At 63.3% G+C, this 25,481-nt stretch carries 30 protein-coding genes and 2 pseudogenes; 26 read left to right on the top strand and 6 right to left on the bottom strand.

The window, feature by feature from the left end:
• Positions 1 to 21: 21 nt before the first annotated feature.
• From ACE3SN_RS00425 to ACE3SN_RS00410, 4 genes are all read right to left on the bottom strand, one after another.
• Positions 22 to 408 carry a hypothetical protein gene (locus ACE3SN_RS00425; protein WP_374526755.1) on the bottom strand — a complete coding sequence of 129 codons (387 nt, stop codon included), beginning with the start codon at positions 406 to 408 and terminating at the stop codon, positions 22 to 24.
• Positions 405 to 1,730, bottom strand: coding sequence for a recombinase family protein (locus ACE3SN_RS00420; protein ID WP_374526754.1), 1,326 nt, complete (start codon positions 1,728 to 1,730; stop codon positions 405 to 407). Before ACE3SN_RS00420 ends, ACE3SN_RS00425 begins: the two co-directional genes overlap by 4 nt.
• On the bottom strand, positions 1,727 to 2,188 hold the full coding sequence (locus ACE3SN_RS00415; RefSeq protein ID WP_374526753.1) for a DUF2924 domain-containing protein: 462 nt from the start codon (positions 2,186 to 2,188) through the stop codon (positions 1,727 to 1,729). The genes ACE3SN_RS00420 and ACE3SN_RS00415 overlap by 4 nt, the downstream gene beginning before the upstream one ends.
• A gap of 364 nt (positions 2,189 to 2,552) precedes the next feature.
• Positions 2,553 to 3,278, bottom strand: a complete 726-nt coding sequence (locus tag ACE3SN_RS00410; RefSeq protein ID WP_374526752.1) for a S24 family peptidase — start codon at positions 3,276 to 3,278, stop codon at positions 2,553 to 2,555.
• A gap of 97 nt (positions 3,279 to 3,375) precedes the next feature.
• Between ACE3SN_RS00410 and ACE3SN_RS00405 the strand changes: the two genes are divergently transcribed.
• The 14 genes and pseudogenes from ACE3SN_RS00405 (at position 3,376) to ACE3SN_RS00340 (ending at position 12,803) form a co-directional block, all read left to right on the top strand.
• Positions 3,376 to 3,588: a hypothetical protein gene (locus tag ACE3SN_RS00405; RefSeq protein ID WP_374526751.1), complete on the top strand. Its 213-nt coding sequence runs from the start codon at positions 3,376 to 3,378 to the stop codon at positions 3,586 to 3,588.
• The gene (locus ACE3SN_RS00400; protein WP_374526750.1) at positions 3,585 to 4,367 is read left to right on the top strand and encodes a PD-(D/E)XK nuclease family protein; all 783 of its coding nucleotides are present in this window, start codon (positions 3,585 to 3,587) and stop codon (positions 4,365 to 4,367) included. The genes ACE3SN_RS00405 and ACE3SN_RS00400 overlap by 4 nt, the downstream gene beginning before the upstream one ends.
• A gap of 41 nt (positions 4,368 to 4,408) precedes the next feature.
• Complete coding sequence (locus ACE3SN_RS00395; RefSeq protein WP_374526749.1) at positions 4,409 to 5,056, top strand: hypothetical protein; 648 nt, start codon at positions 4,409 to 4,411, stop codon at positions 5,054 to 5,056.
• Between the two features lie 99 nt (positions 5,057 to 5,155).
• Positions 5,156 to 7,180, top strand: a complete 2,025-nt coding sequence (locus tag ACE3SN_RS00390) for an AAA family ATPase (protein WP_374526748.1) — start codon at positions 5,156 to 5,158, stop codon at positions 7,178 to 7,180.
• Positions 7,181 to 7,373: 193 nt separating this feature from the next.
• Positions 7,374 to 7,916: a hypothetical protein gene (locus ACE3SN_RS00385; protein ID WP_374526747.1), complete on the top strand. Its 543-nt coding sequence runs from the start codon at positions 7,374 to 7,376 to the stop codon at positions 7,914 to 7,916.
• A gap of 115 nt (positions 7,917 to 8,031) precedes the next feature.
• Positions 8,032 to 8,571 carry a crossover junction endodeoxyribonuclease RuvC gene (locus ACE3SN_RS00380; RefSeq protein WP_374526746.1) on the top strand — a complete coding sequence of 180 codons (540 nt, stop codon included), beginning with the start codon at positions 8,032 to 8,034 and terminating at the stop codon, positions 8,569 to 8,571.
• Complete coding sequence (locus ACE3SN_RS00375) at positions 8,568 to 8,822, top strand: DUF6378 domain-containing protein (protein WP_374526745.1); 255 nt, start codon at positions 8,568 to 8,570, stop codon at positions 8,820 to 8,822. Before ACE3SN_RS00380 ends, ACE3SN_RS00375 begins: the two co-directional genes overlap by 4 nt.
• Positions 8,822 to 9,010, top strand: a complete 189-nt coding sequence (locus ACE3SN_RS00370; RefSeq protein WP_374526744.1) for a hypothetical protein — start codon at positions 8,822 to 8,824, stop codon at positions 9,008 to 9,010. Before ACE3SN_RS00375 ends, ACE3SN_RS00370 begins: the two co-directional genes overlap by 1 nt.
• A complete protein-coding gene (locus tag ACE3SN_RS00365; protein WP_374526743.1) occupies positions 8,994 to 9,590 on the top strand; it encodes a hypothetical protein in 597 nt (198 codons plus the stop codon). Before ACE3SN_RS00370 ends, ACE3SN_RS00365 begins: the two co-directional genes overlap by 17 nt.
• Positions 9,587 to 9,982, top strand: a complete 396-nt coding sequence (locus tag ACE3SN_RS00360; protein WP_374526742.1) for an HNH endonuclease — start codon at positions 9,587 to 9,589, stop codon at positions 9,980 to 9,982. The genes ACE3SN_RS00365 and ACE3SN_RS00360 overlap by 4 nt, the downstream gene beginning before the upstream one ends.
• A gap of 186 nt (positions 9,983 to 10,168) precedes the next feature.
• Positions 10,169 to 10,534: a hypothetical protein gene (locus ACE3SN_RS00355; RefSeq protein ID WP_374526741.1), complete on the top strand. Its 366-nt coding sequence runs from the start codon at positions 10,169 to 10,171 to the stop codon at positions 10,532 to 10,534.
• A gap of 35 nt (positions 10,535 to 10,569) precedes the next feature.
• The gene (locus tag ACE3SN_RS00350; RefSeq protein ID WP_374526740.1) at positions 10,570 to 11,811 is read left to right on the top strand and encodes a site-specific DNA-methyltransferase; all 1,242 of its coding nucleotides are present in this window, start codon (positions 10,570 to 10,572) and stop codon (positions 11,809 to 11,811) included.
• Positions 11,771 to 12,355, top strand: a pseudogene (locus ACE3SN_RS00345) (DNA cytosine methyltransferase); the annotation flags it as partial. The gene ACE3SN_RS00350 and the pseudogene ACE3SN_RS00345, both read left to right, overlap by 41 nt.
• A gap of 34 nt (positions 12,356 to 12,389) precedes the next feature.
• A complete protein-coding gene (locus ACE3SN_RS00340) occupies positions 12,390 to 12,803 on the top strand; it encodes a hypothetical protein (RefSeq protein WP_374526793.1) in 414 nt (137 codons plus the stop codon).
• Here the strand turns inward: ACE3SN_RS00340 and ACE3SN_RS00335 are convergent.
• Positions 12,732 to 13,154 carry a thermonuclease family protein gene (locus ACE3SN_RS00335; protein WP_374526790.1) on the bottom strand — a complete coding sequence of 141 codons (423 nt, stop codon included), beginning with the start codon at positions 13,152 to 13,154 and terminating at the stop codon, positions 12,732 to 12,734. The two genes, ACE3SN_RS00340 and ACE3SN_RS00335, sit on opposite strands and share 72 nt — an antisense overlap.
• 213 nt (positions 13,155 to 13,367) lie before the next feature.
• On the opposite strand from ACE3SN_RS00335, the gene ACE3SN_RS00330 reads away from it, so the two are divergent.
• The 8 genes from ACE3SN_RS00330 to ACE3SN_RS00295 all read left to right on the top strand — a co-directional run bounded on the left by ACE3SN_RS00330 (position 13,368) and on the right by ACE3SN_RS00295 (position 20,138).
• Entirely contained in the window at positions 13,368 to 13,919 is a 552-nt protein-coding gene (locus ACE3SN_RS00330; protein WP_374526739.1) for a hypothetical protein, read from the top strand.
• Positions 13,916 to 14,335 (top strand): DUF3168 domain-containing protein, encoded by a 420-nt coding sequence (locus ACE3SN_RS00325; RefSeq protein WP_374526738.1) that lies wholly within the window; start codon positions 13,916 to 13,918, stop codon positions 14,333 to 14,335. The genes ACE3SN_RS00330 and ACE3SN_RS00325 overlap by 4 nt, the downstream gene beginning before the upstream one ends.
• A 12-nt stretch (positions 14,336 to 14,347) precedes the next feature.
• Positions 14,348 to 14,809, top strand: a complete 462-nt coding sequence (locus ACE3SN_RS00320) for a hypothetical protein (protein WP_374526737.1) — start codon at positions 14,348 to 14,350, stop codon at positions 14,807 to 14,809.
• Between the two features lie 78 nt (positions 14,810 to 14,887).
• Complete coding sequence (locus ACE3SN_RS00315) at positions 14,888 to 15,274, top strand: antitoxin Xre-like helix-turn-helix domain-containing protein (protein WP_374526736.1); 387 nt, start codon at positions 14,888 to 14,890, stop codon at positions 15,272 to 15,274.
• The gene (locus ACE3SN_RS00310; protein ID WP_374526735.1) at positions 15,271 to 15,954 is read left to right on the top strand and encodes an RES family NAD+ phosphorylase; all 684 of its coding nucleotides are present in this window, start codon (positions 15,271 to 15,273) and stop codon (positions 15,952 to 15,954) included. Before ACE3SN_RS00315 ends, ACE3SN_RS00310 begins: the two co-directional genes overlap by 4 nt.
• Before the next feature lie 370 nt (positions 15,955 to 16,324).
• Entirely contained in the window at positions 16,325 to 16,741 is a 417-nt protein-coding gene (locus tag ACE3SN_RS00305) for a hypothetical protein (RefSeq protein ID WP_374526734.1), read from the top strand.
• A 107-nt stretch (positions 16,742 to 16,848) separates the two neighbouring features.
• Positions 16,849 to 17,199, top strand: coding sequence for a hypothetical protein (locus ACE3SN_RS00300; protein ID WP_374526733.1), 351 nt, complete (start codon positions 16,849 to 16,851; stop codon positions 17,197 to 17,199).
• Positions 17,196 to 20,138, top strand: a complete 2,943-nt coding sequence (locus ACE3SN_RS00295; protein ID WP_374526732.1) for a phage tail length tape measure family protein — start codon at positions 17,196 to 17,198, stop codon at positions 20,136 to 20,138. The genes ACE3SN_RS00300 and ACE3SN_RS00295 overlap by 4 nt, the downstream gene beginning before the upstream one ends.
• Before the next feature lie 59 nt (positions 20,139 to 20,197).
• Here the strand turns inward: ACE3SN_RS00295 and ACE3SN_RS00290 are convergent.
• Positions 20,198 to 20,644, bottom strand: a pseudogene (locus ACE3SN_RS00290) (recombinase family protein); the annotation flags it as partial.
• A gap of 162 nt (positions 20,645 to 20,806) precedes the next feature.
• Here ACE3SN_RS00290 and ACE3SN_RS00285 point away from each other — a divergent pair.
• From ACE3SN_RS00285 to ACE3SN_RS00270, 4 genes are all read left to right on the top strand, one after another.
• Complete coding sequence (locus ACE3SN_RS00285; RefSeq protein WP_374526731.1) at positions 20,807 to 21,430, top strand: hypothetical protein; 624 nt, start codon at positions 20,807 to 20,809, stop codon at positions 21,428 to 21,430.
• A gap of 162 nt (positions 21,431 to 21,592) precedes the next feature.
• Entirely contained in the window at positions 21,593 to 23,383 is a 1,791-nt protein-coding gene (locus ACE3SN_RS00280; RefSeq protein ID WP_374526730.1) for a DUF262 domain-containing protein, read from the top strand.
• A gap of 229 nt (positions 23,384 to 23,612) precedes the next feature.
• Positions 23,613 to 24,542: a DNA-processing protein DprA gene (locus tag ACE3SN_RS00275; protein ID WP_374526729.1), complete on the top strand. Its 930-nt coding sequence runs from the start codon at positions 23,613 to 23,615 to the stop codon at positions 24,540 to 24,542.
• The gene (locus ACE3SN_RS00270; RefSeq protein ID WP_374526728.1) at positions 24,487 to 25,149 is read left to right on the top strand and encodes a hypothetical protein; all 663 of its coding nucleotides are present in this window, start codon (positions 24,487 to 24,489) and stop codon (positions 25,147 to 25,149) included. The genes ACE3SN_RS00275 and ACE3SN_RS00270 overlap by 56 nt, the downstream gene beginning before the upstream one ends.
• Positions 25,150 to 25,481: the final 332 nt, after the last annotated feature.

Here is a 25,481-nt window from a genome sequence, read left to right as displayed (position 1 = left end):
GCGGCTGGCGGCAATCAGTCGTCACCCAAACACCGCTTTCTCCTGCTCGAGCCAAGGCAAATCGACAGCCAACCCCAAATCCTTCACCGACACGGCCGGTGACCTGCGCTCGATGAGCAGCCGCTCCAGCACAGCGGGTGCCAGATAGGCCAGCTTCAACACTCGACCGACGTAAACGGGTGTCACGTCCTCGGCGGTCGCGATATCCTGAATGGTCGCCACCTGGCCGCTGTCCAGCTTGCGCCGCCAACTCCATGCCTTGGCGATTGAGCGCAGGATGTGCGGATCCACGCCCTTGTCATCGTACTCCGGGGCAAGGTCGGCCGGCGGCATGATCTTAGGCCGGCCATTGCGTTTGCGGATGGTGAGCGGAATGAACACCGTCAGCGTCGCAGGCGCGCTGCTCATGCAGCCTTCTCCTTCGGGCGCGGGGCAAGCATTTCGCGCACCACCGAACTCAGCCCGTCGGTGCGCATGTCAACGGTCAGCCCCTGCTGGCTGACAATGACCCGGTCGATCAGCAGGCGGGCAATGCGGGCCTGCTCGGCCGGAAAAAGCGAGGCCCAGAGGCTGTCGAAGTCCGACAGCGCGGTGACCACGTCATTATCGTTCGACACGGAATCGCAGTCCTGCAGGACCACCGCGACCTTCGCGGCGATTTCCGGCGTGCGCACCAGTTTGCGGATCTGCTGGATGACCGCGCCCTCGACCACCCCCGCATTCAGGCGGACAAATGCCTCGCGACCTTCGCAAGCCCGGTTCCGGATCGCGTCCATCGACGTGTAGTACCGGTAGAGCCTCTGCCCCTTGCGGGTGAACGTGGGCGTCATGGCGATGCCCCGGTCGGTGAAGATCAGGCCTTTGAGCAAGGCCGGCACTTGCGCCCGGGTGTTCGCCGCCCGCTGGCGCGGGCTTTCCTTCAGGATCGCGTGCACCGCATCCCAGAGCCGCTGGTCGATGATGGCCTGATGCTCGCCGGGATAGCTGGTGCCCTTGTGGACGGCCTCGCCGAGGTAGAGCCGGTTGCGCAGGAGCTTGTAGAGGAATCCCTTGTCGATCGGCTTGCCGCGCTTGGTCAGGACGCCCTTGGCGACCAGTTCGCGGGTCAGCAGGGTCGCCGATCCCAGCCGAACAAACCGCTCGAACACATTGCGGACCTGCTCGGCTTCGGCCTCGTTGATGACCAGCTTGCGGTCGACGACATCGTAACCCCACGGCACGAAGCCGCCCATCCACATGCCCTTGGCGCGGCTGGCGGCGAACTTGTCGCGGATCCGTTCGCCGGTGACCTCGCGCTCGAACTGGGCGAACGACAGCAGGATGTTTAGCGTCAGCCGGCCCATCGAGGTCGTTGTGTTGAACGCCTGCGTCACGGACACGAAGGTCACATCGTTGCGGTCGAAGGCCTCAACCAGCTTGGCAAAGTCCATCAGCGAGCGCGACAGCCGGTCGATCTTGTAGACGACGATGACGTCGACCAGCCCGGCCTCCACATCCTCCAGCAGGGCCTTTAGGCCGGGGCGTTCGAGCGACCCGCCGGAATACCCGCCGTCGTCGTAGCGCTCGCGCATGCAGACCCAGCCCTCGGCGCGCTGGCTGGCGATATAGGCTTCGCAGGACTCGCGCTGGGCGTCGAGGCTGTTGAACTCCATATCGAGCCCCTCTTCGGAGCTCTTGCGGGTGTAGATGGCGCAGCGCAGGCGGCGCACCGGTGCAGTGCCGTCCCTCATGCTGCGGTCCCCCGGGTCGGCCGCAGGCCGAAGAAGCGGTAGCCGTTCCACTGCGTACCGGTGATCTTGCGAGCAATGGCCGACAGGGTCTTGTAGCGCCGGCCCTGCCAGTCGAACCCGTCGCGCAGCACGGTGATGACGTGCTCGACCCCGTTCCATTCGCGGACGAGGCGCGTGCCGATCACCGGGTTGCGCGGATCGCTGATCACAGATTTCCGGACCTTCTTGCCCTCGACCTCGTCGGCCAGGGCATCGAGCAGCTGGCGTGCCGGCTTCGAGAGGCCGCCGAAGGTCAGCTCCTGGATCCGGTAGGCCAGGCGCTGTTCCAGAAATGGCCGGCTGTTGTTGGGCGCCTCGGTGCCGAACAGCTTTGCCCAGTCGGCCTTCAGTTCCCTGACCGACATTTCCTTGAGCGCTGCCAGCCTTGCCAGCACCTGTGCATTGTCATCGTCTCGCATCAATCATCCTTCCGTATCCGGGCTCGTGCCCGGGGACGACTGACGCTCTTGGGCGCCGGTGAGCCAAGTGAACTATCTCCGCCAGCGGCAGATAAAGGACTGGACTGTCCGCGCATGCGCAGCACGCCGGCAGCGAGGATGCGCCCCAACTCGGAGAGCCGGGAATCGGCCGGCATCTGGTGGGGCAAGGCCGCATTCGGGCCGGAAACAGAGGGTTGCATAAAGGCTTCCGCATGAAGGACCGGGATTGCGGGATGCCGCCCATGCGGATCGTTCCCGCAATCAGTTCAGCGAAAGCTATTGTGGGATATATCCCTCGTCAACCGCTCGCGGGGTATCTGCTTCCCGCAAAATGCACGCGAGGTCAGCGCCGGCGCTGGTAGAGGTTCTGGTGCGAGCGCAGGACAATGCCGATGATGTTGATGCCGTCATCGCCAAAGTGATCCTCGTCCGGGCGGCCGATCACGATCGGCTCCTGGAACTCGGCGCGGGTCGATTCCGCGCGCAGGATGAAGTTGGTCCCGTCATGGTCGAGGCGCTTGCAGGTGAGTTCGTGCAGGTCATGCCGATCACGCTGGACAATGACGATGTCGCCCGGCTGGGGCTCGACCACGCCGTAGGACACCCGTAGGCATTCAAGGTCGGAGCCCGGCGGGATGATCTTGTCCATCGAGTGACCCTCCATCCGCAGAGCGAACCGCTCGCCGCCGGCTACGGGATTGGGCCCAACCTCAATGGAATAGCGGTCTTCCTCCGCCCAGTCGGTCTGTTCACGCCAGACGCCGGCCGCAACCGCACCCACCACCTCGAGGCGCTCGACGCCCCCGGTCATGCCGACGCGCGGCATCAGTGTTGCGGTCGAAGGGATCAGCTGGGCGATGTCCATACCGAGGGCTTTCGCCAGGCCAAGGATTGTCTCGAGCTGGGGATTGGAGCTCTTGCCGCGGACGATATCGCGCACGAGGTGCGGGCTCTTTCCCGCCGAGGCTGCCAGCGAGAGCGAGCGCGCGTTCCACTTCGATCCCGGGCCCGTGGCTTCTTCCAGGACGCGGCGCAGGTGCGCGACATCGAAAAGCGGTTTCTCTGTCATGGGCCGGGATTAGCATTGCGGGACATTTCCCGCAATATGCATTGCATCCACAGGATGCAGATTGAAATGCAGGATATGTCCCGTAATAATCGGAGGCATGATACCGCACCCGATCCTCTCTGAAATCGACGCATTCCTCCGGATCCACAAGCTCAGCGAGAGCGCCTTTGGCCGCCTGTCGGTCAATGACTGGAAGCTGCTTCGCCAGATCAAGGCGGGGCGCCGCCTCTGGCCAGACACCGAGGCGCGGATCCGCAATTTCATGGTCACCTACCAGCCGCGTCCGCGCCGGCGGAAGGGCGGCCAGTGACCAGCGCATTCGACCGTCATGGTATCGACCATCTCTCGGCCTCATCGATCAACCTGTTCGTGGCGCAGCCCGCTATGTGGGCGATGCAGAAGCTGATGGGCCGCAAGTCCATGGTTGGACCAGCCGCCCACCGCGGTACCGCGATCGAAGCCGGCGTCGAGATGGGGCTGTTCGATCCTTCAGCTCCGGTTGAGGCCTGCCAGGACGCGGCCATTGTCCGGTTCAACCAGCTGACCGCGCTCTCGGCCGATCCCGCGGTCGAGAAGGAGCGTGCCAACATCGCGCCGGCTGTTGCGATCGCCCTGGCCGAACTACGCCAATACGGCGTGCCCGAGGCAGCCGGCGAGACCCGCCAGCACCGGATCGAGGTTGAGCTGCCAGGCGTGCCGGTGCCATTCATCGGCTGGCTCGACTTCTGGTTTCCCGAGCACGGCATCATCGTGGACCTGAAGACCCAGGCACGGCTGTCCTCGAAGATTTCCGATCCCCATGCCCGGCAGGGTGCGATCTACCATGCCGCCCACGGCAATGCCGAGATCCGCTTCGCCTATGTCACCCCCCAGAAGATGGGCGTCTACCGGCTCGAGGATCCGCGGACGCATCTCGATCGGGTCGTCAGCATTGCCCAGTCGATCGAGCGCTTCCTGTCGCTGTCAGACGACGGCGCGATGCTCACCCGGTCACTCTCGCCGGACCTGGACAGTTTTTACTGGAACGACCCTGCTGCCCGCCGGGCGGCCGATGAGATCTGGCGTCACACCTTCAAGGCCGCGCCGTAGGCCTGACATGCGGCACCCCCAAGCAACAAGGAAACAGGACAATGGGTTTCATGAACGTCGCCCCTGACGGGGAGTTCAAGGTCTACGTCGGCTTCAATGCCAAGGCCGGCCGCTGGTACACCAAGAAGGACGGCAAGGACGAGCAGCTGTTCGAGGTCACCGACATGACCGCGGTGTTCGACATGACCAGCCTGAAGACCGGTTGGTTCAAGTTCAACACCAACGTGGCGCCGGAAAAGGTCATAGACCCGTCCTTCTCGGAGTCCGCGCCCAACCCCGGCCAGGACTTCAAGCGGGGTTTCCAGCTCGACCTCTATTCCGAGAAGAACCTGCTCGGCCTGCGAGAATTCACTTCGACCGCCAGCATCGTCATCAAGTCCATGAACGCGCTTTACGATGCCTGGATGGCGGCGCCCGAGATGGCAACCGGCCAGCTTCCGGTCGTCCGCTGCGTTGGCGTCACCCCGGTCAGCAACAAGCACGGCACCAACTACCAGCCGCAGTTCGAGATTATCGGCTGGACGGATCGGCCCGCCGCTCTTGGTGACGGCGGTCAGCAGGCGGTACCTCCGGTGACGCAGGCTCCAGCTCCCGCGCCCGTTGCTGCTGCACCTGCTGCCCACATGCCGCCGCCGGTGGCACCGCCTGCGGCATCGGCCCCGGCACCGGCTGGGGCACCGCTGTTCTGATCGCGTGAAAGCCGGGCTGCTGCTGCGGCCCGGTATCCACCGCTCGCACCCGAATTATCCCACGCCTTATCCACATCCCGGAAAGTGAGAATGGCCGCGATGGCGCGTCGCATCGAAACAGGCGGCATCGATATCGAGGCCATCAAGGACCAGTATCCGCTGACCGAGACGGTCGGCCAGCATGTTGCCCTGAAGCGCCGCGGCCACCAGCTCGTTGGCCTTTGCCCGTTCCATGAGGAGCGCACGCCGTCATTCACGGTCTACCCGCAGGACCAGCGGTACCACTGCTACGGCTGCGGGGCACACGGCGACATCTTCGATTTCCTGCAGCACCAGGCCGGCCTCGATATCCGCGCGGCGGCTGCGCAGCTCACCGGCGGAACCTTCCCGGTCATGTCGGCGGACCGCGTGGCCGAGCTCAAGACCCGCCAGGCGCGCTTCGAGGCCGAGCAGGCTGCGCGGCGCGATGCGGCCATGCGCCAGGCGCGCGAGCGCTGGATCGCTGCCGACCCTACCTACACCAGCCATCCCTATCTCGCAGCCAAGGGCATCGGGCCCAACGGCACGCGGCTCGATGGCGCGCACGTTCTCGTCCCCCTCCATGGGCCAGACGGCAAGATCCAGTCGCTGCAGACGATCGATGCCGAAGGGCACAAGCTGTTCTGCTCTGACCTCCCGACTGCGGGTGGACTGTTCGTCATCGGCCCCAGGCTCCCCGATGCCACCGGTCCGGTCCTCGTCTGCGAAGGCTTCGCCACCGGCGCCACGCTCCATGAAGCGACTGGCCAGACCGTCGTGGTGGCCTTCAATGCAGGCAATCTCGTCAAGGTCGCGGACCGGCTGGCCGCTGCTCATCCCGGCGCGTCCTGGATCGTTGCTGGCGATGATGACCGGGGCAAGGCGAAGAATGTCGGCCGGGAGGCTGCGACCGCTGCGGCCCGCATCCTTGGCTGCCCTGCGCTGTTCCCCACGTTCCCGGCCGCCAGCCTCGGCACCGACTTCAACGACATGGCGGCCACGTCCGGCCTCGAGGCTGTCAAAGCCATCTTCGAGACGGACGCTGCAACCAGCCCGGACGTGTTCGAGACCCTCAGTCTCGACGAGATCGACACCATGCCGCCGCCCAGTTGGCGGATCGACGGACTGGTCCCGGCAAATGGCCTGGTCCTGCTCTATGGCCGGCCCGGCGAGCACAAGACCTTCATCGCCCTCGATATGGTGCTGCGGGTTGCCTACGGCCTCGACTGGCACGGCAAACCCACCCGCAAGACCGGCGTCCTCTACATCGCCGGTGAAGGCAAATTCGGGATCGGCCAGCGCATCAAGGGCTGGCGCCGGGAGCATGGTCTTACTGGCGTGGATGCACCGTTCCGGCTGCTCCCGGTCGCCGTGCACATGCTCGATCCTGCCAGTATCGAGAAGTTGAAGCGCACGATCGACCAGGTCCGCGCAGCGGTGGATTTCGACATTGGCCTGGTCGTCATCGATACGGTGTCGCGCTCGATCCCCGGCGAGGACGAGAACAGCCAGGAAGCCATGTCGATGTTCATCGACGGCTGCGCTGCCATCCAGCAGCACTGCAATGGCACGGTGATCGGCATCCACCATGCCGGCAAGGATCTCGACCGCGGCATGCGCGGATCCACCGTGCTGCTTGGCGGGTGCGATACCTCGATCCGGGTTGCCAAGGACGAGGCCACCACGGTCCTGTCGGTCGAGAAGCAGAAGGACGGCGAAGAGCTCGACGACCTGCATTTCACGATGAAGGTCGTCGATCTCACCACCGGGCTCGGGGCCGAACAGTCGACGCTGGTCCCAGTCCTTGGAACCGGGGCGACGCCGGTCGAGGAAAAGCGCCTCAGCTGGCACCAGATCCGCGAGATATTCCAGGCGATCGACGAGGCCTGGCGGGCGGGCTCTCCCTGGTCCGCATTCCCCCATGCCCGGCGCAAGGGCCGGTTCGCCGTCGACCTGATCTCCGACCAATACGGCGTCTCCAAGCGGGAGGCCGAGACTTCAATCACCAAGTGGCAGCAGCATGGTTACCTCGTCACCGAGGCCGGCAAGTTCCACGGCAAGGCCACTGGGCTGCGGGTCGTGAAGTACCTGGAGCCCGACCGATGAGCGCCAAAATCACATTGTCGGAAGCCGTCGGAAGCACGGTTTTGCGTCAGTCGGAAGCCGGTCGGAAGGCGGCGGAAGCCCTTTCGGAAGCCGTCGGAACGCGCAGTCGCTTCCCCCCCATACCCCCTAAGGGCTTCCGACAACGCCCAAGCGCGTCGTCAGCCTCAATTCTCAACAGTGAAAGGAGGGGCGCATGAAGGGCGCGCCACCGACCCGGCATGGCCAGATCAGCGACATGCAGGTCATCATCAACTGCGTCGACCAGCGCGGTCGAGAAATGGACGAACGCTGGGGCATCGGGCGTTTGCCCATGCTGGTGCCGATCGAGTGGGCCGAACGGTTCCACGCCCAGCACAAGCTGTTCAACGCCGCGGTGTGGGAGTTCAACCTCAAGCTCGTCCGCCAGCACGGCGAGGCGATGCTGCGGGCCTATGACAAGCTCGACCAGCTGGCGCGCGAGGCCATGGGCGAACCGCTGCCGGTCGACCAGTGGGAATTCGAGACTGAGCAAGGGCTCGTCATCCTGGTGCGGGACCTGCGCGATACTGGCCGAGCCCAGCGCCACGGCCGCGAAGCCCAGGTCTGGGCGCTCGACGAGATCGCCAACGTCATCCGCTGCCACCCGATCCTTGCCGCAGCCAAGGACGCCTTTCCCGGTGCGCAGGTCGTCAGCGTCCGTCCCAGCCGCACCACGCTCGAGCAGCTCGATGACGAGCTCTCGGACATTCCGTTCTGATGGAGGCGCCGGTGTCCTGAAACCCTTCACCCCAGACCGGACGACGGTGGTCCGTACCGCCAAGCACAAAACCGCCGCCGTCCGCACCACGATCCATCCCCATTGGAGAATCATCATGGATATCCTGACTCTGCCTGCGCCAGTGCGCAGTGCAACCCCGCCGGCGGCAAGACCGGTCACGATCATGCGCGGCGCCATGCTCGCCCTCGATCTCGGCACCAGCACAGGCTGGGCGCTTCGGACGGGTGACGACTTCATCTCGAGCGGCTGCATGTCGTTCAAGCACACCCGCTTCGATGGCGGCGGGATGAGGTTCCTGCGCTTCCGCCGCTGGCTCGAACAGCTCGACATCGATGTCGGGCCGATCGAGGCCATCCATTTCGAGGAAGTTCGCCGCCACGTCGGCACCGACGCGGCCCACGTCTACGGCGGGCTGCTCGGCGTGCTGACCTCTTGGTGCGAAGAGCACCTGGTTGCCTACCAGGGCGTACCGGTGGGCACGATCAAGCGGTTCATTGCCGGCAAGGGAAATGCCGACAAAGCCGCCGTGATCGACGCAGTGCGCCTGCGTGGCTTTGCCCCGGTCGATGACAACGAGGCCGATGCGATCGCCATCCTGCTTTGGGCCATCGAGACCCGCGGAGGTGTACGATGACCAGCTGGTCCATTCTCGGCCACACCGCCAAGGTACTGGAAGAGCGCCGGGACGATTACGGCGATCCGGCCGAACAGTTCCGAGCGATTGCGGATCGCTGGTCGATCACGCTCGGGACACCGGTGACGCCGGCGCAGGTCGCGCTGTGCATGATCGACCTCAAGCTCACCCGGCTGACCTACGATCCCCGCCATGCCGACAGCGTCGTCGATGTTATCGGCTACGCCGCCCTCCTGCGGGAGATCGGCTGATGAACATGATCTCGAAAATCTACGGCCATGCCCGGCAGCGTGACGGCGAAGAGCTGAAGCGCGATGGCTGGAAGGCCGGGATCCTCGCTGTTTCGGTCAGCGATCACCGCCTCAGCCATTCGGAACGCGAAGCGATCCGGGCAATTGGCGAACGGCTCTATGGAGGCGCCCATGGCTCGCGGTCGTAAGCGCAAGGCGGGCCGCCGCCACCCTTCCGGCAAACTGGTGCAACCCGGTGCTGCAGAGACTCAGCGTGAGACCATGGCCACTGTGCTGGAGGCCCGGCAGCGCCATTACGGGGTGACGGCCCGTCAGGCTCGGGATGAACGCCTGGGCACGGCGCTAGGCCGCCTGGCCTTTGGGGAAGTGATCACCACGGAGCAATACGCGGCCGGCCAGAAATACGCCGAGATCCATCACCGCCACCATGCGGTTCTGGGCTGGCCGATGCCATTCCCGGCTTCGGTAACGGGCATCCTCGCGAGCGATGGCGTATTGGGTGGTGCCGGTACGCCTCCCAGCCGCGAGCTCGTCGAGAAGGTGCGGCGACACTACGGCGCCGTGCTCGACGTCCTCGACCAGTGCGATCGGGATCGGCTGAACGCACCGGGCAAGGCACCGAGCGTGCTTGCCTACCGCCTTGTCTGTCTCGACGAGGATGCGGGAGGCTGGCCGCAGGCCGACCTGACGAACCTCGCGGTCGTGCTGGATGCGCTCGCGGACCTGTTCGGCATAACGCGGGACGCGCACCGCAAAGTGCTGACATGACGCCGGAAAGTGGCCGTTTTCCTTGTTTTCTGGGACAGCCTTGGGCATTCTTCCGAAATAGAGGATTGGGAACTGCGCCCGGAGCTCACCAGCTTCCGGGCGTTGTTCTTTTCAGGGGCCTGCCAATGGCCGAACGACTGCGCGGACGCAGGGCTGTCACTCAGCGATTGCGGCGCCTGCAGGCCGAACCACTCTGCCGGGATTGCGCTGCCAGAGGCAACGTTCGTGAAGCGACGGTGCCCGACCACATCGTTCCGCTCACCAAGGGCGGCAGCGACGATGACAGCAACATCCGCTGCCTCTGCGCTGACTGCCACCAGGCTCGCACAGCCGAGCAGTTCGGGCTGCGCCGGACCGTTGGCACCGGCCCGGATGGCTGGCCGATCGGCTGATCCCCCCGGGGGCGGGTCGAAAGTCTGGGGCCTGCGGGGCGGAAACCGCGCCTGGCCCAAACTTTTCACGCCCGCGAGTTAGCGACCGGGGGTGGAAGCCGGAAAAGTGACGGAAAACCGTCTATTTGACTGGAAAGTGTCCGCGAACAGAGCGTTAGTCGTCTCCGCCAACCACGGAGATGCACGATGACCAACTCGACCCTTCCGACCCGCAATGAGGCCTGGGGCTTCTGCGGATCGACCGCCGGGTTCACGGATGCGGACGCGGCTTGGGGCATCGCCTTCCCGGCGATCGCCACAGCCACCGGCGCCACCGCCGAAGGGGTGCGGGACTTTCTCGACAGCCGCCACGGCCGCCACTTCGCGGATGACGTGCATAACGGGATCCACGCCGGCCTTGATCTCGAACCGGCAATCGACGCCGCCATCACCCGCTGGATGGGCTGGACCATCAGCCGCAGCACCGCACGCGAAACCGGCATCCCCATGGGCCTGCCCTACCTGACCGGCTTCGTGACCCACTTCGCAATCGAGGCCGAACAGGCCGACTGACAGCGCCGACAACGGCGCTCACCCAAAGGAGCGCCATGTCTCAGGAATGGCCGGCCCAGAGCAGCGAGTTCTGGCCGATAGACAAGATCACGCCCTACGCGCGCAATTCCCGGACCCACTCGGACGAACAGGTCGCGCAGATCGCGGCCTCGATCCGCGAATGGGGTTGGACCAACCCGGTGCTCGTCGACGAGGACGGCGGCCTGATCGCCGGCCACGGCCGCCTGCTCGCGGCGCGCAAGCTGGGCCTCACGCAGATCCCGACGATGGTCGCCAAGGGCTGGAGCGAAGCCCAGAAGAAGGCTTACGTAATCGCGGACAACAAGCTGGCGCTAAATGCCGGCTGGGACCTCGAACTGCTCGCGGTCGAACTTGGCGACCTACAGGGTTTCGACTTCGACCTGGTGCTGACGGGGTTTTCAGACGACGAGCTGTCGAAGCTGCTAGCCGAGAAGACCGAGGGACTGACAGATCCGGACGAGATCCCTGAAGCCCCGATCGAGCCCGTCGCCAAGCCCGGCGATGTTTGGTTGCTCGGGAAACACCGACTGGTCTGCGGCGACAGCACTGATGCCGACACCGTCGCGAAGGCACTGAACGGCATCACGCCCCACCTGATGGTCACCGACCCGCCCTATGGCGTGGAGTATGATCCAGCCTGGCGCGAGAAGGCTGGCGTTGCTGCCGCAGGCACGGCCAAGGGCAAGGTGCTGAACGACGACAAAGCGGACTGGCGCGAAGCCTGGGCCCTGTTCCCCGGTGACGTTGCCTATGTCTGGCACGCGGGTCTGTTCGCCGGCGTGGTCGGTGACAGCCTCACCGTCAGCGGCTTCCAGCTGCGCTCCCAGATCATCTGGGACAAGGGCCAGCTCGTGCTCTCGCGCGGCGACTATCACTGGGAACACGAGCCCTGCTGGTATGCCGTGAAGAAGGGCGCGAGAGGTCACTGGGCCGGCGATCGCAAGCAGACGACCGTTTGGCATATCGCCAAGCCGAAGAAGAACGAGACGGGTCACGGCACCCAGAAGCCGGTCGAGTGCATGAAGCGCCCGATCGAGAACAACTCCAGCCCGGGCCAGGCGGTCTACGAGCCGTTTTCAGGCTCGGGCACCACGATCATTGCCGGCGAAATGACCGGCCGTTCGGTCCATGCGATCGAGCTCAACCCGGCCTATGTCGATGTGACCATCAAGCGTTGGCAGGATTTCACCGGCCAGGTGGCCACCCTCGAAGCCGATGGGCGAACCTTCGCCGACGTCAGCGAGCAACCGCGGTAACAACGTGCATGACATGGCTCTATCTCCCCCCGGATACGATCCGGGGCGCGATGACGCATGCCTGCACGGCCTCTCCCTGTGCGCAGGTGCCGGTGGGCTCGACCTCGGCCTTCACATCGCCTGTCCTGGATATCGCACTGTGGGTTACGTCGAGCGGGAAGCCTATGCGGCGGCCGCTCTCGTGGCGCGGATGGAAAACAAAGCCCTGGATCCGGCACCTGTCTGGGACGACCTTACCACCTTCGACGGCCAGACATGGCGTGGCGTCGTGGATATCCTCACTGCGGGCTATCCGTGCCAGCCGTTCTCGGTTGCAGGAAGGCGTCTCGGCGAAGCTGATCCGCGCCATCTCTGGCCGCATGTCGCCCGGATCATCCGGGAGTGCGATCCCCCGATCGTGTTCCTCGAAAATGTCGCCAATCATTTGCGCCTCGGATTTCCCGAAGTCGCCCGAGAACTGGTCGACATGGGTTACATCATTGCGGCAGGACTGTTTACGGCGTCGGAAGTCGGCGCTCCCCACCGGCGCGAGCGCCTGTTCATCCTCGCCGTGCACGACGACAATCTGGCCGACACCGATGGCGAGCGATGGGAACAAGCCCAGTGCGGGCAACCGCAAGACTGCCGATCTGACCAATGCCAGCCGTATGTGGATGACGCCGACGGCCCGGGACTACAAGGATGGATCGACCAGTCTTGCCAATGTACCGGTGAACGGCCTGCTTGGCCGCCAGGTCCTGACGATGCCGCCAGCTGGATCAGATACCTCGGGCACGCGCCGGACCTTGAACCCGCTGTTCGTCGAGGCGCTGATGGGCTGGCCCACCGGGTGGACCGGCTTCGGCTCTGTGGAAACGGCGTGGTCCCCCTGGTTGCGGCGCATGCGCTGCGAACTCTCGCGTCTCAGCTCGCCAGCCAAATCAGCAGCGCTGGTTCCGCCAATACCGATCCCATCGCAGAGCCCAGCCACCCCTGACCATTGCGCAGGATAAATCGCCAGACTTGGGGGAATTGCACCAGGCCGCCGTTCGCGCGCCGCCGCCACTGCCTTGCGATCTGCAGGTCATGGCCGGACCAGTAACAAGAATATGCCCTTCGCGGGACACACCGACCGGTCTGCCAACCAGCCGCACAAGGGCATCGCGAGCGTCCTCGGCCGATGCTTGCGGGCAAGGATGGTTCGGCCTGCAACTGCCGTCCATTTCACGGGCGGCAATACCGGACAGGCGGATACGCGGTCCCTCGGCACACCATATCGGACCGTCGCCGTCCCATACCCGGGTCGGCGTGCAGGTGAATGTCTGGCCTGAAGGCGCGGTAGCGGCGGCAGCAGCAAAGAGCAGAATTCCAAAAATCGTCGTGGCCCTTGGTGTCGGAAGGTGGGAGCGAACTGATCACGACGCATAGTTGAAGGACATGCGCCATGAAACCCGGCACCAAGCCGAAGCCCACCCATCTCAAGCTGATCGAAGGCAATCGAGGCAAGCGCCCGATCAATCGCAAAGAGGCCAAGACCATCCCGGCGCTGCCGGCCCCGCCGCCCCATCTGACCGCTGATGCGCTCGAAGAGTGGAACCGGGTCGCCGTCTGGCTGCACCGGATCGGCCTGCTGTCCGAGGTCGATCGCGCGGCGCTGGCCGCCTACGCCCAGGCCTATCCAGCAGCAGGCCAAGGCCAATGTCCCGGTCCGCACCGGCCAGCTCAAGAAGGCGATCGGAATCGGAACCCGGACGGCCGGCAGCCGGCTCAGCTCCTACGTCAAGCTGCGCGGGTCCGGCTCCTATCTCGGCCTGTTCATCGAATATGGCGTTGCTCCACACCTGATCAGCGTAGCCGAAGAGGACCGCCCGGTGCGCAATACCCGCCGCGGCCCGCGCAAGGTCAGTATCGGCACGATCAACAAGATGGTGAAGCGCGGCAGCCTCAAGATCGGCGAGAACTTCGTCGGCCCCGTGGTCATGCACCCGGGCCATGCAGCCAAGCCGTTCCTGCGGCCCGCGCTCGACCAGAAGGCTCAGGAAGCCGTCAACGCCATGGGCGCGTACATCGCCCACCGGGTTCAGATCGGGAACCTGAAGGCGCCGACCCTCGAGGTCGATGACGAATGAACGGGGTTATCGCGGTCCGTACGCTTCTGGTGACTGACGTCGGGCTGACGGCTCTCGTGCCCGCGGCCCAGATCGTGGCCAGCACCCTACCGCAAGGCACATCGCTCCCGGCCATTGCGCTGATGGGTGTCAGCAGTGTCGACCGGAATATTCCCGCTCCGGGCCCGAAACGCCGAGTGACCGAGCGGGTGCAGGTCACGGTGCTGGCCGCCAGCTATCCGGCCGCCAAGACCATCATCCGTGCCGTCCGGGCAGCCGCAGCCGACCGGATGCCCGCAATCGACGGGCTCACCGACGTCACCGTTCACACCGAATCCGCCGGGCCTGATTTCCTCGACGAGGCGACCGGCATCCACATGCAGACGCAGGATTTCCGCGTCTCATTCAACGAGGCACGGCTAGCCTCACCTTCATAAGGACCCATTGCCATGACCGTTCGGACTTCCGCCGGCACCACCCTGAAGGTGTCGGCCGCCATTCCTGCGACCTTCGATTCCACCGGCTACAATGCGCTGACAATGACGCTGGTCGGCGAGGTGTCGGACCTCGGCGAATTCGGTCGGGAGTACAACCTCGTCACCTTCAACCCGGTTGGCAGCCGCGGTGTCGTCAAGAAGAAGGGCAGCTTCAACCAGGGCACGATGACCATCCAGGTGGGCCTCGACACGGATGATGCCGGCCAGATCCTCCTGAAATCCGCATCGACCTCGGACAGCGACCACAGCTTCTGCGTCACCACCCAGAACGGGGACAAGTACTACTTCCAGGCGCAGGTCATGAGCTTCAAGGTCAACGTGGGCTCGGTCGATCAGATCACCACCGCCAGCGTGACGCTGGAGCTGACCACCAATTCGGCCGGTGTGGGCGTCGTCGAGGTGCTGGCGCCGTGACGATGTTCAGTTTCTGATCTTAGATTGACTCCTGATCAGAAAATAAACATATTGGCGCTGTGAAAGGAGGCATGCGCCATGCAGGCCGCTACGACCGCCAAACAGATCGATCGCAAGGACCTGACGGGGCCCGCTCTGCGGACCTTCTTCAGGATTGCCGATGCCTGGGGGCTGAAGGAACAGGAGCAAATGCGGATCCTGGGACTGGACAGCCGGTCGACCTTTCAGTCCTGGAAGCGCGGTGCTGTCGCTGCAATTCCCAAGGATGCCCTGGAGCGCATTTCCTACGTCATGGGCATCTACAAAGGGTTGCAGATCCTGCTGCCGAAAACGGCCAATGAATGGGTCCGTAAGCCGAACAAGGCGAGCATCTTCGGCGGCAGGCCTGCCGTCGATCGCATGACCTCGGGCAACGTCGCTGACCTCTACGTGGTGCGCCAGTACATCGACGCACAGCGCGGATGACTGAAATTCCGACTGTCCAGCTTGGCTGGCGGCCCTGCTATCGGATTGTCCCGAGCCGGTTCCCGCCGGTTGGACTGTTCGACGCCGTGGCGGATCCAGCTGATCTCGAGGCCGTGTTCCAGATCGAGGCAATGACCAACGATCGGCTGCGGGACGAGGTTGGCGACATCACCCTCGTCCCGCCCGAAGACCGTGTTTCCGGACCCGGGACCACGCCCATCATGGCGGCCTTTACGCACCTCAATCCTGAGGGTGATCGTTTCACTGACGGCAGTTACGGGGTGTTCTACGCCAGTCTGATTATCGATACTGCGGTCGCGGAGACGCGTCACCATCGCGTCCGGTTCCTTGCTGCGACTGATGAACCGGCGCAGGAGCTCGACATGCGGGTCTACGCCGTGGATCTCGAAGCCGAACTCCACGACATTCGCGGAATGCGGGAGAGCCACCCGGTTTACTATCACCCCACCAGCTACGCCATGTCACAGGAACTCGCGGCCAGACTGCGAGAGGGTGGTTCGAACGGTATCGCATACCTCAGCGTCCGGCATGAGGGCGGAGAATGCGTTGCCGTCTTCCGGCCCCGGCTCCTGTCGAATTGTCGGCAGGAACGACATCTCTGCTATGTCTGGGACGGCCAGACTATTGCGACGATCTATGAGAAAAAGAGCTTTGACTGACGGTCAGGGCTGAAGCCGGAACTCCCCGCACCAGTCATGCCCCCGGGTCATCGACCAACCCTCGTAGGAGGGTGGATTTCGGCGGCATAGCCCGAGCTCGTGGCCATCCTGATCCGGCACGGCTTTCCAGAAATGACAATCCGCACATCGCGGTGACGGCACTGTCGCCGCCAACGCGCTGAGCAGTTCTTCGCGTGCCGAGGCTACAGCGTCCGGGTTCGGCCGATCGACATGCGCATAGGCAATGTCCCGAAATCGCCAGGCCACCTGCGCGGCCCGGTGCACGGCCGGCCAATCCGCCGGCGATCCAGCCTCCGCGGGTTCCGGCCCCTGTTCTTCATCACCTATCATCAGCCAAGGGATAGCTTCCATGTTCGACATTACCAAGCTTGCCGCCACCGAGACCTCCACCGTGGAACTGGTGGGCGGCGATGACGCGCCGCTGCATGATGCAGACGGCAACCGGCTCTCGATCACCGTCTATGGCCCGGGCACCCGGATCTACCAGCGCGCGCAGGCCCGCCAGCAGAACCTGCTGGTCGACAAGATCAAGAAGCGCGGACGTATGGACCAGAGCGCCGAGGAAAAGCTCGCCGAACAGGCCGAGTTCCTCGCTGCCTGCACAGTCAGCTTCAACCATTTCACGTATCCGCCGGCCGAAGGGCTCGAAGGCGCTGCCCTGTTCCGCAAGGCCTACGAGGATCCCTCGATCGGCTTCATCGCCGCCCAGGTCGCGGCCCACATCAATGACTGGGCAAATTTTACGACGAGCTCGGCCGCGAGCTGAGCCTCTACGTCCGGCAACTGGCCTGGCTCGGCACCGCGCCGAAGCCTAGCCAGTCGTCTGCCGGCAAGGCCACCGGCGAACCTGATCCGCAGACCCGCCTGCAGCGCATGACAGCGGATGGCATCGTCCCCGACATGCCGCCGATCCGGGCGCCCTGGATCATCGATACCCTGATGGACATAGGCGCATCCGAACCCGGCGCCATGGGGCCGGTGCCGCTGTCTTGGGGCACGATCGCGCAATGGCAATCATGCATGGGCGTGGAGCTCGCGCCCTGGGTCTGCCGGCTGCTCCGCCGCCTGTCGGTCGAGTTCGTCGCCGAAAGCCAGAATGCCAGAGAACCCGATTGCCCGGCGCCCTGGATCGCGATCGCTGACGACCAGAACCGCGCCACCGTTTCCCGCAAGGTCACCCAGGCCTTCCGCTCCCTGATCCGACCAAAGGAGGATGCCTCATGAAAGCTGGCACCCTCGAGATCGAGATGATCACCAACATCGCACGTCTCCAGAAGGAGATGGCGGACATGAAGCGCGCCGTCGGCGGCACGATGAACGACATCGTGGCGACCGCCGGTCGGGCGGACCGGGCGCTGGAACGGGTCGGTGCCGGGGGCATGAACCGCATGGGTGGATCCGCGCGGCTTGCCGGCCACCATGTTCAGAACCTGATCTACCAGGTCAACGACATGGTGGTGAGCCTCGCCTCGGGCCAGAAGCCGATGACCGTGTTTATGCAGCAAGGCTCGCAGATCGGGCAGATCGCGATGCAGGCCGGTGTCGGCATCGGCGGCATGGCGCGAGCTCTGGTGGGGCTTGCCGCCAGTGCGGCCGCCGCCGCGCTCACCAACCCGTACCTGCTCGCAGCAGCCGCGGCGGCCGGGATCGCCTTCGGGGCGTTCAAGCTGTTCCAGTCGAGCGTCAAGCAGTCGGGCGAACTCGACCGCTATGCCCAGAGCCTTGGTCTCACCGCCAAGGAGATGGAGAAGCTGGGCCCGGTCGGGATCACGGCCGGCGACGTCATGCGCGGACTGTGGCGCACGATCAGCGATGGGCTGAACCTCGGCCCAGTCTTCTCCACCCTCAAGGACTGGGCCGTCTGGGCGTTCCAGAAGGTGCTCGAGGTCAGCAAGATTAGCATTGCAGTGATCTATGCCGGCTGGGTCGGCGGGTTCGGCGCGATCCGCACCGTCTGGCAGGCGCTGCCTGGCGTGATCGGCGAGGCAGCGGTTGGCGCCGCCAATCTTGCCATCAGCGGGATCGAGTATCTCGCCAACAAGGCCATCGCCGTGCTCAACTGGCTGGCAAGCTGGGTCAATCCGGTGCTCGACCGGGTGGGCCTCGCCACCATTAGCCAGATCGAGACGGTCGCCCTGCCGCGCATGGAAAACAGCTTTGCCGGCTCGACCGCCCGCATGGGCGCGACGGTGCGCGACGAGTTCACCTCGGCGTTCGGCGACGCCATGAGCATGATGGATGCGTTCTCGGCCCAGTGGCGCGAGAACACCCTGCAGGCTGCCCGTGACCGCCTGGCTGCCGACGCTGCCGGGATCCGGGCCGACCGTTCGGACCGGGCGGGCCGTGGCAATACCGGCCGTAGCCGCCGCGAGGAGAGCGAAGCCGAACGCGCTCTGCAGGCGGCGCAGGAGTTCGCCGCCAATCTTGCGCTGGAAACGGCGAAGATCGGCAAGACCCCGATCGAGATCAAGCGGATGGAAGTCGCGATGGCGGCGCTCAAGGCCCCGACCGACGCCGCACGCATCGCCATTCTCGAAGCGGGCGAAGCCTGGGAACAGGCGACCCGCGCCTTCGCAACCTCGGAGTTCCTGCGCCAGACCGTCGCGCCGCTCGAACTGCAGGTGTCGCTGCTGGGCCAGTCGGCCCGCGCGCAGGCACTGGCCAACCTTGAAGCCGAACGCGAGCAGATCGTGCTCGAGCGCGGGGTCGAGGCCTGGGAACGCTATCGCGCGGCGCGCACCCAGCTGATCGAGCATGATTTTGGGCTCAAGGAGCAGGAGCAGTATCTCGATACGCTCCAGGAAATGGCGGACCGGACGCAGACGGCTGCACAAGGCATGGCCGAAGCCTTCGGCAGTGTCGGCGGAGCGATCGGGGCGGTGGCGGCCGAGTTTGCCCGCTATGCCGCAGACCAGGAGGCGGCCACCCGCCGCATTGCCGAGGCCGAGCGCGAATACGGCCGCGCCTCGTTCCAGTATGCCGCAGCGCGCACCGCGCAGGCCGCCGTCGAGATCAACCACTACGGCAATCTCGCCAGTGCGGCGAAGGGCTTCTTCAAGGCGGGCTCGAAGGGCTTCCAGGCGCTGGAAGCGGCCGAGAAGGCCTTCCGGGCCTATGAACTGGCCGTCGCGATCAAGAACGCCGCGGTGAAAATCGGGCTGATCGGCGCGCAGACGACCGCCAAGGTCGCCTCGGACACCGCCATGGCCGCTTCCGATACGGCGCGTGCCGGTGTCGAACAGGGCAACTCGATCATCACCACCGGCATCAAGGCGGTGGAAGCGGTCGTGAACGCCATCCGTTCGCTGCCGTTCCCGCTCAACATTGCAGCCGGCGCGGTCACGGCCGGGGTAATCGCTTCGCTCGGTGTCGCGATCGGCGGCGCCTTTGGCGGTGGTGGTCCGAAACCTGAACCCGCCAACGTGGGCACCGGTACAGTGTTCGGCGACGCGGAAGCCAAGTCCGAGAGCATCGCCAAGGCCATTGACCACCTGCGCGAAGTTGACACGCTGACCATGCGCTATTCGGCCGCCATGCTGGCGTCACTGCGCAGCATCGAGGCCAATATCGGCGGTCTCACCAACCTCATCATCCGCACCAATGGCGCCGAGGACCTCGCTGCCGGCGTGCAGACCGGGTTCAAGCCGACCGGCGCCGCCGCCATCCTGGGTGGGGCCATGCAAAAGGTGGGCTCGGTCCTCGACAAGATTCCGGTGATCGGCGGCATTCTGGGCGGGGTCGTGGGCGCGATCGGCAAGCTGATCGGCTCGCTGTTCGGCACCAAGACCAGCGTCGTCGGCCAGGGCATTTATGGCGGCGCCCAGTCGCTCGGCAACATCATGTCCGGCGGGTTCCAGGGGCAGTATTACACCGACATCCAGAAAAAGAAGAAGTTCCTCGGGATCACGACCAGCACCCGCTACAGCACGCAATATTCCGAGGCGAGTGCCGAACTGGAACGTCAGTTCTCGCTGATCTTCACCGGGTTCTACGATGCCATCTCGGCCGCTGCCGGCCCCCTCGGCCTGTCGCTGGACGAGGTGCAGGCCCGGCTCGACAGCTTCGTCATCAACATCGGCAAGATCGACCTCAAGGGCCTGACCGGCGCGCAAATCCAGGAGAAGCTGGCAGCTGTCTTCGGCGCGGCGGCGGATACCGCATGATGACGGCGAGACCACGTGATGCGTCAAGGCCGCCGAGATCACTCTTCAGTCGGCGCATGGCCGGCAAAAACCTTGACCGAGAGCTCTCGGCTGTATTCGCCGGCCATGGCCCGCTTGAAGCCCTTGAACATGGTGCTCATCGGTGAGCCGTCATTCTCGAACTGTTCGGCGCAATAGGCGATCTGGATTCCGGACCGCCGGCAGATGTACTCGTAATAGGCGCTCTCGTCGGCGTCCTGGAAGCGGCCCCAGCGGCTGACGTCATAGACCAGGATCATCTCGAAATCGGCAGCGCCGGATTCGACGTCGGCAATAAGGCGCTGCAGCGAAGCGCGCCCGTCGATCGACAGGCCACTCTTGCCGTCGTCGGCATAGGTTCTGACAATTTCGATTCCCCGCGAGGACGCATAGTGGCGGATCGCATCGGCCTGGTTCTCGGTCGAGTATTTCTGGTGGTCGGTAGACATGCGGACATATTCGGCAGCCCGCACGGTGGCGACCTGCATGTCCTTGTCGGGTGGATCGTCCTCGTCCTGCCGGTTCCTCAAGCCTCGCCCTTTCCGGTTCAGCCGCTGCAGCAGTCCAGGGCGTCCACCAACTGCAGCTCGAAGGGCACCTCTGCCTACCGTTCCGCTCGCACGTGAATGTAGCGTCGGAAGGAGCGGAGGATGTTGCCGAAAGAGGGCAGAAAGTTGCACCCGTGGAACGGGCTGGCGAAGTCAGCGAAGGACTATGCGGAACTGATCGCGGACGCCTTGCGGCGGGAACACGATGATACCCACCGAACGGTGAAGACCATCATGCGCTGGACCGGTGCCAGCGAGCGCAGCGTGAAGAACTGGCTCAGTGGCGCATCCGGTCCAAGAGGTTATTTTCTAATGAGACTTTGCGTGAAATCTGTAGCGGTCCGGGCGCTGGTTCTGGAGCTTCTCGTGCAGTCTGACATGGGTGTGAAGCAAGATACTCGGCGGTTTTCCGGTTCAAGCGAGGGCAAGCCAAGGGACATGCTGGATACTGGAATGCGTGCAAATACATCAAATGCGGTTGAACTTGATGGTGTCACCCTGGGGGACAACGATGTCACCAAGGGTGACACGGATCGTCCGACTCTCAATCGTCGGCAAGAGTGGCTTCTGGCGCGAGTCGCGAGCGGAGCACCCGGCACCGTCGATGAAATCTCCACGCATTGGCTCGTAAGCAAGCGGACCGCGAAACGCGATGTTGCAGGTCTGAGGAGGTTGGGCCTGATTGCGTACAGTAGGGGGCATTACGGCCGCATCAATCAGGGCTGACCAGTGTGTGCACCTGCATTTTGGCCACGGCCTCACCATGGACGCGGACATGAGGCGACGAAACTGGCCTTTGAATTATGGTGGCCCATGGAAGATTAACAGTCTGGCGTCTATTGCATGTGGGGCGATTGTGCGATCGCCGTGAAATTACTCGGAGATGTCATGGATTCGATCGAATCAAAGGATGCCACTGTTTTTGGTATTTTCCGGGATTTCTACGTCGTTCCCAATTACCAGCGCGAGTATGTGTGGGGAGAAGCGCAGGTCGATCAGCTCCTGCAAGATATTCGAATCGAGCAGACCGAGGGAGGCGACGCTGAATATTTCATCGGATCTATCGTTGTGTGCCCAAGTCAAACCCAAGACGGTGCATTTGATCTGATCGATGGCCAACAACGCACGACGACCCTATTCGTCATTCTGTGCGCAATCCGCGATCGGCTGCACGAGCTCGGCGATACGGCTACGGAGGGTGTCAGGAAGCTGATTGCCGATACGGTCACAGACCTGAAAGGTAACGACAGCTTCCGTGCACGTCTCGACCCGCAGTATGATGATGCGGGCGATGTATTCCAAAAACTGATGGCGGGTACTGCGCCCCAGGCATCAGGCACGAGATCGATGGTCAACATCGCGACCGCCTACAAGGCCACCACCCGGTTCTTGGCCGAGCAGTTCGGTTCGGATACGCAGGCAGTAAGGGCCTTTTACGCCTACCTCATCCACAAGGTGAAATTGATCCGGATCCATACGGACAGCGTCGCCCGTGCACTGAAGATCTTCGAAACCATCAATGACCGCGGCATCGGGCTCGATGCCATGGACCTGTTGAAGAATCTGCTCTTCATGAGGACCGATCCTGCCCGTTTTGACCGACTTAAGGATCGTTGGAAGCTGCTCACCGACAAGCTGCACAACGCGGGCGAAAAGCCGCTTCGTTTTCTGCGCTATTTTGTCCTCGCCACCTACGGCGTTCAAAAGCTGCGTGAAGATGAGCTCTACGACTGGTTCGTAAAGAACGAAGCCCAAGTCGGATTTTCGGCCGACCCGATTGCGTTCGTCGATCGCCTTCAGGACGCCCTTGATGCATACCTCAATTTCTTCAAGGGTAAGGGACGAAATGGGGAAGCTGATCCAGCTGTAGAGTCCATTGCATTGCTTGCTGGAGGCGCGGCGCGTCAGCATCTCATCTTGCTAATGGCAGGCCGGGATCTCCCTCCGGACGTATTCTCTCGCCTCTGCTCTGACACCGAGGCGTTGCTGTTCACCTATCTCGTGACCCGACAGACAAACCGAGAGTTCGAGGTGATGTTCCCAGAGTGGGCACCAGAACTGGCCCGTATCACGACATTGGCGGACTACGAGGCCTTCGCTGAACGTACATTGCGTCAACGCAGGCGTGAATTGGCACCTCGCTTCCGTCGTGAATTCGAAGCGTTGAACGGGCAGTTCCTTCGCCAATACCAACTTCGATACGTCCTTGGAAAACTGACCCAACACGTCGATCGGGCGGCGTACGGCGCTTCGGCGCAGACCAGCCTCTGGCTTTCACGCTACTGTGACGGCAACAATGTTCATATCGAACACATTTTGCCGCAGTCGCCGGACGATGACGTCCGCGCTGAATTTGGCTCGGATGCTGACAGCCAGGAGCTGCTCTGGTCGATTGGGAATCTCGCGCTCGCGGAAAAGTCGATCAACACGTCACTGGGGCGGCGACCATTTTCCTACAAGCGGACGATCTATCCGCAGTCCCAGTTCCTACTCACCCGCGTCCTTGGTAAGAAGCCCGAAATCGGTAACACCGCGATCGACCGAGCTGTTGCGCACATGACGCCGTTTGAGACTTGGACCCGTTCGGACATCGCGCAGCGTGCAACCTGGCTGACGAACCTGGCCTGCAACGTTTGGGACGTGCCTTTGGGCGAAGCAGAAATTGCTGAACTGGCATGACCCATGCCTTTCAGGGCGGGACATATCGTGGCGGAATTGCTGGAGAGTTCGGCGTAGCTGAACCGATATGGCGGTTTCCTGGGGTTATGAGAACTATATGAGGTGCCGCTTGGCTTCGACTTGGACTTGAATGTTCCCTTTGTGTTCTATATGGCCGTGGCCGGCCGATGGAGGATTTGGTTGATTTTGACGTCACTGGCGATCTAGGATCGCGCTGGAGTGTAATGGGATGCAGCAAGCCACACTTTGGAGCGCCGAGCGGGGCGACAGCGCGATTATAGCGCCCATTGATGCTGCCCTGGAAATTGGCGCGTATGAATCGCTCTGGTGCGAGCATAACGCCAGTTTCAAGTCGATTGCGGAAATGCTTCGCCGTCAGCCGGGCGCCCGTCCATCCGATTTTGTTCCAGAGAGCGAAGCTCGATCTGTTGCGAAGCGTGTTCTGGAAAAGCTCCGGGATAGAACCCATCAGCGGTTTGGCGTGCGTATCCACGGTGAGTGGGAATATCCGCGCCGCATTCGCGATGCGATCGACCCGGTGGAGCTACTCTATTTCCAAGGTGACTGGGATCTCGTTTCGACTCCAGCAGTCGCGATCGTTGGAACGCGAAAGCCGACGGATTTGGGGCGTGCGCGCGCCGCTGCGTTGGCCCGACATCTGGTGAAAGATGGGTTCACCGTAGTATCGGGGCTGGCTGAAGGCATCGACACCGTCGCGCATCAATCAGCGATTGAGGCTGGTGGTCGAACCATTGCTGTGATTGGCACGCCGTTGGGGCAGGTTTACCCCAAGGCCAATGCGGACCTTCAAGACCGGATCGCGCGCGAGCATCTGCTGATCAGCCAGGTTCCGGTGGAGCGCTATGATGCGCAAAATTACCGGACGAACCGGTTCTTCTTCCCTGAACGCAACAAACTCATGTCGGCTCTGACAAAGGCAACTGTCATCGTCGAAGCAGGAGAGACGTCTGGCACGCTGGTGCAGGCCCGGGAGGCGTTGCGACAAAAGAGGAAGCTGTTCATCATGAACAGCTGCTTCGAGCGTCCAGATTTGACATGGCCGCGCCGATTTGAAGAGCAGGGTGCGATTAGGGTATACAACTATGACGACGTTCGACGCGAGCTGGTCCCCGAATGTTCGGCGGATCGGCGAGCTTGAGCGCGCCGATCATTACCATCTGACTGAAGACGACCAATGTTATTTCTTCGGTGAGTATACCGCTCGTGCCGGTTATAGTCACAGTTCGACCAATCAGATCATATCGAACATCAAGAAGAAGCCCAGCGTCCGCGGAACAGCTCAGTGGCCACACAAGGTCAGGGACATGCGGCGGGTGGCAACCGCCATACGAGGGGCAATTCGTCCAGAAGCTCTGCCGGGCGTCACCTTCGTTCCGATCCCTCCATCCAAACTCAGGGCCCATCCCGATTATGATGACCGCATGGTTACAATCGCGCGACAGATTTCACCGCAGGCTGATGTTCGCGAGTTGATCGTTGCCGCTGCTGATCGCGAACCCTTACATGAAAGCGATAATCGCCTCCGGCCGCCACAACTGATGGCGATGTTGCAGATCGACGAAAATGCCTGCAACCCGGCACCGACCACGATTTTCCTGCTTGATGATGTTATCACCACGGGGTGTAGTTTCAGGGCATGCAAACTGCTCCTTGAGGCGCGTTTCCCAGGCGTTTCGGTCGTTGGAATTTTTGCCGCCCGGCGAGTGATCGATAGATCCTGCGACTTCGATGATCTGGATCTTTAGGAGCTATGACAACAAGTCCAATCTGAGCCAGTTTGTTTGCAGATTCTCACCCACCGCCAGTCTTTCGAGACAAACTTTTCTCCCCGCTCGAACCAGGCCCGCGCGAAGGCGCGCAAATCTGCGATTCCAAAATCGAGAACGGCACCAGGGAACGGGACCGAGAGAGCGTCCCCATGCCGGATCCGCCTATGTCCCGGAGCGGAGAACATTCGGTTGGTACCGTTTCGACCTTCCTGCGCGGGATGCCGCTTGCCCCTGGGATTTGAAGCGCTGCATCTCGCGCTCTCTTCGTCGGACCGCAATCGGCCCGGCCGGTGCCGCTCCCCACAGCG

It is taken from the genome of Novosphingobium sp. (assembly GCF_041915465.1).
Classification (GTDB): domain Bacteria; phylum Pseudomonadota; class Alphaproteobacteria; order Sphingomonadales; family Sphingomonadaceae; genus Novosphingobium.
This window is presented reverse-complemented; position numbering and strand designations above follow the sequence as displayed.